Source organism: Paraburkholderia sp. GAS448 (genome assembly GCF_050435685.1).
In the GTDB taxonomy this organism is placed as follows: domain Bacteria; phylum Pseudomonadota; class Gammaproteobacteria; order Burkholderiales; family Burkholderiaceae; genus Paraburkholderia.
This window is the reverse complement of sequence record NZ_JBNDKT010000098.1, coordinates 1-7,012: the sequence shown is the minus strand read 5'-3', so window position 1 is coordinate 7,012 and position 7,012 is coordinate 1. Positions and strand designations below refer to the sequence as shown.

The window sequence follows — 7,012 nt, the reverse complement described above, 5'->3', positions numbered from 1 at the left end:
TTGCTGGTCGCGTCCTGCTGCACCAGGCCCACGCTGCCGCCGTCCAGTTGCTGCGTCAGGTTCGTGACCGAGCCTTCCACGTTGGTCACGCGGCCATCGATGCTGGTGACGCGGTTGTCCACCGTGGTCACGCGGCTGTCCAGGCTGGTGATGTTCGTCGTGTTGGCCTCAATGCTGGCCGTGTTGGCCGTCACGTTCTGGTTGGTCGCGTACAGCTGCGAACCGTTCACCGCTTCGGTGCTGGTGTCGCCCAGCGCACCGGCCTTCACGCCGCTCAGCGTGCGCTCGCCATCGGTACCGCTGAAGTCCACCGTCGTGCCGTCCAGGCCCCTGGCCACCGTGATGGCCTTGCTGGTCGCGTCCTGCTGCACCAGGCCCACGCTGCCGCCGTCCAGTTGCTGCGTCAGGTTCGTGACCGAGCCTTCCACGTTGGTCACGCGGCCGTCGATGCTGGTGACGCGGTTGTCCACCGTGGTCACGCGGCTGTCCAGGCTGGTGATGTTCGTCGTGTTGGCCTCAATGTTGGCCGCGTTGGTCGTCACGTTCTGGTTGGTCGCGTACAGCTGCGAACCGTTCACCGCCTCGGTGCTGGTGTCGCCCAGCGTACCGGCCTTCACGCCGCTCAGCGAGCGTACGCCATCGGTGCCGGTGAAGTCCACCGTCGTGCCATCCAGGTCCCTGGCCACCGTGATGGCCTTGCTGGTCGCGTCCTGCTGCACCAGGCCGACGCTGCCGCCGTCCAGTTGCTGCGTCAGGTTCGTGACCGAGCCTTCCACGTTGGTCACGCGCCCGTCGATGCTGGTGACGCGGTTGTCCACCGTGGTCACGCGTCCGTCCAGGTTGGCGACTGCGTCACCCACGTTGTTGACCGTCGTGCCACCCACGTTGTAGCTCGGCGCCGAGATGGAGCCGTCGGCATTGACCGCGGCACCACCACCGAGCGCGGCAGTCACTCCCTTGAGCTGAGACACAACAACCGCGTCCGAGTCCTCCGTGCCGGCCGCCACGTTCATGATCTGGCGCTTGAGCGTCGCATTGCCAACCGACACCGCGTTGCCGCGGTCGGCGAGCGACCTCGAGCCCAACGCGACAGAGTCATCCTCCGATGCAATAGCGACCAAACCAAGTGCCACAGACCCGGTCCCAGCCGACGTAGCATTCGAACCAACTGCCACGGAGTGATCCCCTGCCGAATCAGCAAGCGCACCAACCGCAGCCGACTGGAGCCCAGCCGCTTGAGCATTCGAACCAACTGCCGAGGAAAACGCCCCAGTCGCATTCGCATGGTCGCCAAGTGCAGTACCACCCATCACCGCTTAGGCTTCGGTTCCGAGCGCCGTAGCCCTAGCAGCTGTCGCCTGGGCCCGCCAACCGACCGCCGTGGACTGCACCCCGGTAGCTGCTGCCTCTGCGCCGATTGCGCTTGAACCGACCGCGTTGGCCATTGCACCGCGGCCAACTGCAGTTGCCTTGTCCGCTTTGGCCGTAGCGGAATCACCCAATGCGGCAGCACCATCACCGGTTGCGGTCGCATTGGTGCCGATAGCAGTAGCACTCCATGCGCCTGCCGACGTACCAGAATCGGCAGAAGCGTTATACCCCATAGCTATGCTGTTGGGATTTGTACCGTCAGTCGTAGCTCCTGAGCCAATTGCAATCGAATGCAATCCCTTGGCAACACCGCCGCCCGCGTTGTACTGTGCGTGTGCTACCGGCGCCCACGAGGCAGCGGCCACAAGCGCGGTCACCACAACTGCAGAAACCTTTGCCTTGCTACGCTTGCCGCGCGCAACCGTATTCTCAGAGGCCGCTACCCACGATCCAAGCGCCTCATTCCAGACGCTGACATATGACTTGTTCATGATGGGTTCCTTTTGCAAGAGTTGATTAATCGATATAACGCAGGACTACTTATCTTATGGAAACCATTCCTGTCTTCCAGATCAGCAATTCCTGCTAGAAAATCGTGACGATGACGCGCTCCCCAACACCGGACAGCCAGTGACGATCGGTCAATACCTTTTGAATTCCGGAAGACTCAGATCGCGTTGCACTGATCTCTTTAACTGACTCCAGTTTATATTTTCGAGACAGAGTGAAAATAGGCACAGTCCGAATGTCAGATCAGGGCAATTGCATGACGTGCCAGATCACCGGATCGCTTTCCAGGCAAGGACTTGAACCTGATAAACATCGCTCGCGCGGGCCTTCAGACGATAGTTTTTCAGTCATGTCTTAGTGATACAGTCCTGGCGCAGCAGGCTCATCACGATGCGTCCGGGGAGGGCGAAGTTATCCACGCGCACCCGGCACCGGTCTTCGCCAAAGGCCACATCACGACACCAGCGCAGGTCGTTTTCAATACACCCGTGGGAGCGCACCGCATGGGCAATGCGTGCCGCGTCCGGGGCAGGCTAAAGAGTCGGGGCTGAATAATTCGAAGCGCCCTGTGCAGCAAGGGTTTGAAGCGGAAAGTGGTTGATGCAATTGCAGGAACCTGGCAGATTATGGGTGGTTTCCTGCAAATTCTGTCGGGGTCTGGATGGGTCCGAAGACAGCGGTGAGCGAAGACGATTTGTTCCGACACCCTCTGCGCGAGCAGATCAACCTGAAGCACCCGCTGGTACGTCTGGCCGATCTGATCAACTGGGATCGGCTGGGTACGTCGATGAGCGCAAGCTTCGTCTCCCGCAAGGGTCGTCCGGCCACCTCACCGAGGTTGATTGCTGGCTTGTTGTATCTCCAGCATGCGTTCGATCTGTCGGACGAAGAAGTGGTCTGGCAATGGGTGGAGAACCCGTATTGGCAGGTCTTTACCGGTGAGACGTACTTACAGACCAAGCCGCCGGTCGATCCGTCGAGCCTGACGCGCTGGCGCAAGCGCCTGGGAGAAGCCGGCGTTGAAGAGCTGCTGACCGAGACGATCGAAGCGGCGAAGCGCGCAAACGTGATCAAGGCAGCAAGCGCGAAGCGCGTGATCGTCGACACGACGGTCATGCAAAAGGCGATCGCCCATCCAACCGATTCGCGCCTGCTCGAGCGGTGTCGCGAACATCTGGTGAAGGCCGCGGCACGGCACGGATTGAAGCTGCGGCAGAACCACAACCGCGAGGCACCGCACCTGGCGCGTCAGATTGGCCGCTACGCCCATGCGAAGCAGTACAAGCGCATGAAGAAGGCCCTGCGCACGTTGCGCTCGCGCGTCGGGCGGGTGATGCGTGACGTGGAGCGTCAGCTCGAATCGGTTGCTGACACCGGGCGCAGTGCGCTGCAGGAGTTGATTGGTCGCACCAGACGCATCCTGTCGCAGAAGCAGAAGGACAGGAACAAGCTTTATGCCTTGCATGCACCGGAAGTCGAATGTCTGGCCAAAGGCAAGGCCCGTACGCCGTACGAATTCGGCGTCAAGGTGTCGATCACGACGACCCACAAGGAAGGGCTCGTGATCGGGGCGCGCTCGATGCCCGGTAATCCGTACGACGGCCATACGCTGGCTGAGGCGCTGGAGCAGGCGGCGATCCTGAGCGACGTGAAGCCGGAAGTCGCCATTGTTGATCGCGGGTACAAGGGCGTCGTCGTCGATGGCGTGAAGATCTATCACCCCGGATTGCGACGTGGGATCACGCGCGGCCTGCGCGCGATGATCCGCAGGCGAAGCGCGATCGAGCCAGCCATCGGTCACATGAAGGCGGACGGCAAGCTCGATCGGAACTGGCTCAAAGGTGCGCTCGGTGATGCGATACACGCAGTGCTGTGCGGCGCCGGCCATAACCTGCGGATGATCCTCAGAACGCTGAGGCTTTTTTACGCCCTTGTTCGGATCGCTTTGCTTAACCGCTCAATCACGGTGGTCTTCCAGCCGTGAGGGCAAGGGCCGACCAAAGCGAATTATTCAGACCCGACTAAAGACGTAGCGGCGGCGCTCTTTCGTCACCCTAACGCCGATCTCGGGGGTGACCTCAACCATCACGATCGAGCGCATGCCGGACCACAGGACCCGCTGCTGCCATCGGGTGATCGATGTCACTGACGATGCACCGCTGGCCAGCCTGATGCGAGCCGCGCACAGTGAGTGCGGCGAAGACTCGACCGGAGGTGTTGTGAGAGGGAATGCCCTGTTCCAGCGGAATAGGAGGCGTAGCCAGTCCAGCTTCACTTCTCCCCCGATCTGGATTGCGCTCGACTGTGCGTCCAGCAGGATCGCGCACTACGCCACCACCAGCATCTGCGTCAGATCGTGAGCCGGCGTGCGGCTCGCGCGGAGCCATCGGTTAAGGAGAACAACCGGTCAAACACGATGTACTGCCCCGCCGGCAATGTCCTCACCCGTATGTTGCACCAGCGATGGAGTTACAGCGGTTGCAGGCGACAACGTAATCAGGATGCAGACTGCCTTCGATGAAGTACCGCTCTCCAGATACGACAAAGCACGCATAAGAACATCTGATGCGTGCTTTCCCTGAACCTCCCCGGCTGCATGCGCAGCCGGGAAACTAATGCTTACCAATGGAAGCCCGCGCTGAGTGCGGCACCGACCTCACCGCGACTGCTTGAGGCAGCGGCAGCTTTGAGCGTCCAGTTGCTGCCACGTGTCATGTACGACATACCGGGTGCAGTATCCAGCTGACCACCGTACATGGCAACCGTCACTCGGCCTGGTTGTACCGACTGCGGCAGTTTAGCGAGAGCCATCGTCGCAGCGGGACCGTCCATCGCGTTCTGGCGGAGCTTGTCCATATCGCTGCGCAGACCGTTCAATTCAATTTACCCACATACCCTGTTAAAAAAAAAGCACGGTCTGCCGTGACCGGCAAGACCGTGCAACATTACCCTCCTGCTACTTCTTACTTGCTTATTTGCCGTTCCGGGAGCTGTACGTTGCTCCCACTGCCGCAGCGCTGCCGCCCTTGTAGGTGGCTCCGCCGGCGGCGACAATCGTACGACCAGGACCGGACGGCGTCATGTTCGGCATGGCCATTGCCGCAGTGATACCGGCATAAGCGTTTTTCGCCACGTCGTTGATCGCGTGGTTGGCCTCGTTGAACCGCTGCAGTGCCGACGCCGTCGTCGTGCCGCCCTGGTTGACCTTCGCATCTTCCGACTGCAACTGGCTCACGTTCACGGCGTCCGTTACTCGCCATTAGTTCATTCTCACTTCGATCCGACGATTCTGCGCCCGGCCTGCCGCCGTTGCGTCGGATGCCACCGGCTCAGCCTTGCCATATCCGTACACCACCCAAGAATTGGCCTGGAGCCCACGAGCGCGCAGATAGTCCGCCACTACCTGCGCACGGCGCTCGGACAGCGGCTGGTTCAGTGCATCGGAGCCGGTCGAGTCGGTGTAGCCGCTTACCATGACCTTGCTGAACGTGACGCCTCTCGCCTCGTTTGCGAGCGTGTCCAGCCTGTCCATTGCGTCAGGCCTGAGCGTCGCCTTACCCGTGTCGAATTTGGCATCGCCGCCCAGCGAGACCGCTTTCGGTACCGGCGCGGGTACCCGCGCGGGTACCCGCGCCGGCGCGGGAGCAGCTGCTGCAACCGGTTGCGGCGGCGCGCCACACTGGAATGTTATTTCGCGCGGATTCTTCGTGTTGATGCCCGACTTGACGCCATCGACGGATTCCAGCGGGGTGACAGGCTTGTCCGCACACATCTCTGCGGCGGCCTTCATGCAGGAATTTGAGCTTTCAAAGAGACCATCGCATGTGACGCGGTAGACCGGGGCCTGCTGGCCCTTCGCAACGATCGCATGCATGTTGTAAGTCGGTCCCGATTGCGTCGTGCATGCCGCAAGCAGACCGAGAAGTGCGCCCAGCAAAGGCAGGCGCAAATGACTGGAGAAGTTCTGTTTCATGCTTTTAAATTCGCAGGAAGCGAAAAGAAAAAATTAGGAAGGTGCAAATAGCCGGGAAGGGGCTCACGCCCCTTCCCGGCTAACCGCTTACCACTGGTACGAAGCACCCGCCCCGACGGTGGTGCCGCCGCTGCTGATACCAACACCCGCCTTCATCTTGATGTTTTGGGTGATACGAGCCTCGCCGCCCAACGCGACCGCCTGGTAGCCCTTGTAGGAGCCACCGGCGATACCGAACGACAGCGTCTTGCCCGGATCGACACTAGGAATCATCGTCAGCGCCGTGGCCGCCGCAATGCCGGAGTAGGCATTCTTCGACACGTCGTTGATCTGCCCCTGGACGTCGTTGATACGCACGTCGGTATAGTCCTTCGCCGACGTACCTGCGGGCAAATCGCCCACTGCTGCCGAGATCGCGTCGTTCAACTGACCGACGTTGGCTGCATCGGTCGGCGCAACGCCGTTTCCGACGTTAGTGACCGTCTTGCCGCCGGCATCGTTGTTCCAGCTGCCGCCACCACCGACGCCGCCACCGTTGCCCGGGACCTCGATGTTGGTAACACGCTGGTCGATGTTCGTGACCTGGCCCTGCAAGGCGCTCAACTGTCCGAAGTTCACCGCGTCGTATTGGCTCGATCCGTTCGCGACGTTAGTCAGCACCACCGGAACGGTAGATCCGACGCCACCCAAGGTCACCGAGTTCTTGGCGATGCTGTCGTACTGCACGCCCAGCGGGTTCGCCCCGGCTTCAACGTCCTTGAGTGCACCAGTCAGTTGGTCGACGTTCACCGCATCATTGCCATCGACACCCGCTGCGACGTTCTTCAACGCCACCGGTGCAGTCGCGGCCGCGCCGCCCAGCGTCACCGAGTTCTTCGCTGCGCTGTCATACGCCACCGCCAGCGACTGACCGGTCGTCGGGTCGATCACACCACCGCCCGTCAGCGAGTCCTTCAGGTCGCTGATGTCGCCGGTGTTCTGCGTCACGCGGCCATCGACGTTGGTGATTGCATCGCCGACGTTGTGCACCGTCGTGCTGCCACCAGCCAGCGAATAGCTCGGCGCCGAGACCGTACCGTCCGCGTTCACCGTCGAACCGCCGCCCAGGGCATCAGCCACCGAGCTGCTCACGCCGAACAGCTGGCCGCCGTTGATGGC

At 61.5% G+C, this 7,012-nt stretch carries 6 protein-coding genes and 2 pseudogenes; 1 reads left to right on the top strand and 7 read right to left on the bottom strand.

What is annotated here, in order from left to right; genetic code table 11:
• From P3T23_RS46930 to P3T23_RS46920, 3 genes and pseudogenes are all read right to left on the bottom strand, one after another.
• Window positions 1-1,121 (bottom strand): annotated as a pseudogene (locus tag P3T23_RS46930) (beta strand repeat-containing protein); the annotation flags it as partial.
• Window positions 1,122-1,127: 6 nt separating this feature from the next.
• Window positions 1,128-1,310, bottom strand: a pseudogene (locus P3T23_RS46925) (YadA-like family protein); the annotation flags it as partial.
• A gap of 6 nt (window positions 1,311-1,316) precedes the next feature.
• The gene (locus tag P3T23_RS46920) at window positions 1,317-1,862 is read right to left on the bottom strand and encodes an ESPR-type extended signal peptide-containing protein (RefSeq protein ID WP_429322834.1); all 546 of its coding nucleotides are present in this window, start codon (window positions 1,860-1,862) and stop codon (window positions 1,317-1,319) included.
• A gap of 680 nt (window positions 1,863-2,542) precedes the next feature.
• Between P3T23_RS46920 and P3T23_RS46915 the strand changes: the two genes are divergently transcribed.
• Window positions 2,543-3,865 carry an IS5 family transposase gene (locus P3T23_RS46915; RefSeq protein WP_429322833.1) on the top strand — a complete coding sequence of 441 codons (1,323 nt, stop codon included), beginning with the start codon at window positions 2,543-2,545 and terminating at the stop codon, window positions 3,863-3,865.
• A 635-nt stretch (window positions 3,866-4,500) separates the two neighbouring features.
• Here P3T23_RS46915 and P3T23_RS46910 read toward each other — a convergent pair.
• From P3T23_RS46910 to P3T23_RS46895, 4 genes are all read right to left on the bottom strand, one after another.
• A complete protein-coding gene (locus P3T23_RS46910; protein ID WP_429322835.1) occupies window positions 4,501-4,638 on the bottom strand; it encodes a YadA-like family protein in 138 nt (45 codons plus the stop codon).
• Window positions 4,639-4,852: 214 nt separating this feature from the next.
• A complete protein-coding gene (locus P3T23_RS46905; protein WP_429322832.1) occupies window positions 4,853-5,116 on the bottom strand; it encodes a YadA-like family protein in 264 nt (87 codons plus the stop codon).
• Between the two features lie 24 nt (window positions 5,117-5,140).
• Window positions 5,141-5,854, bottom strand: coding sequence for an OmpA family protein (locus P3T23_RS46900; protein WP_429322831.1), 714 nt, complete (start codon window positions 5,852-5,854; stop codon window positions 5,141-5,143).
• 87 nt (window positions 5,855-5,941) lie between these two features.
• Window positions 5,942-7,012, bottom strand: a 1,071-nt coding sequence (locus P3T23_RS46895) for a YadA-like family protein (protein WP_429322830.1), incomplete at its 5' end; no start/stop codon positions are given.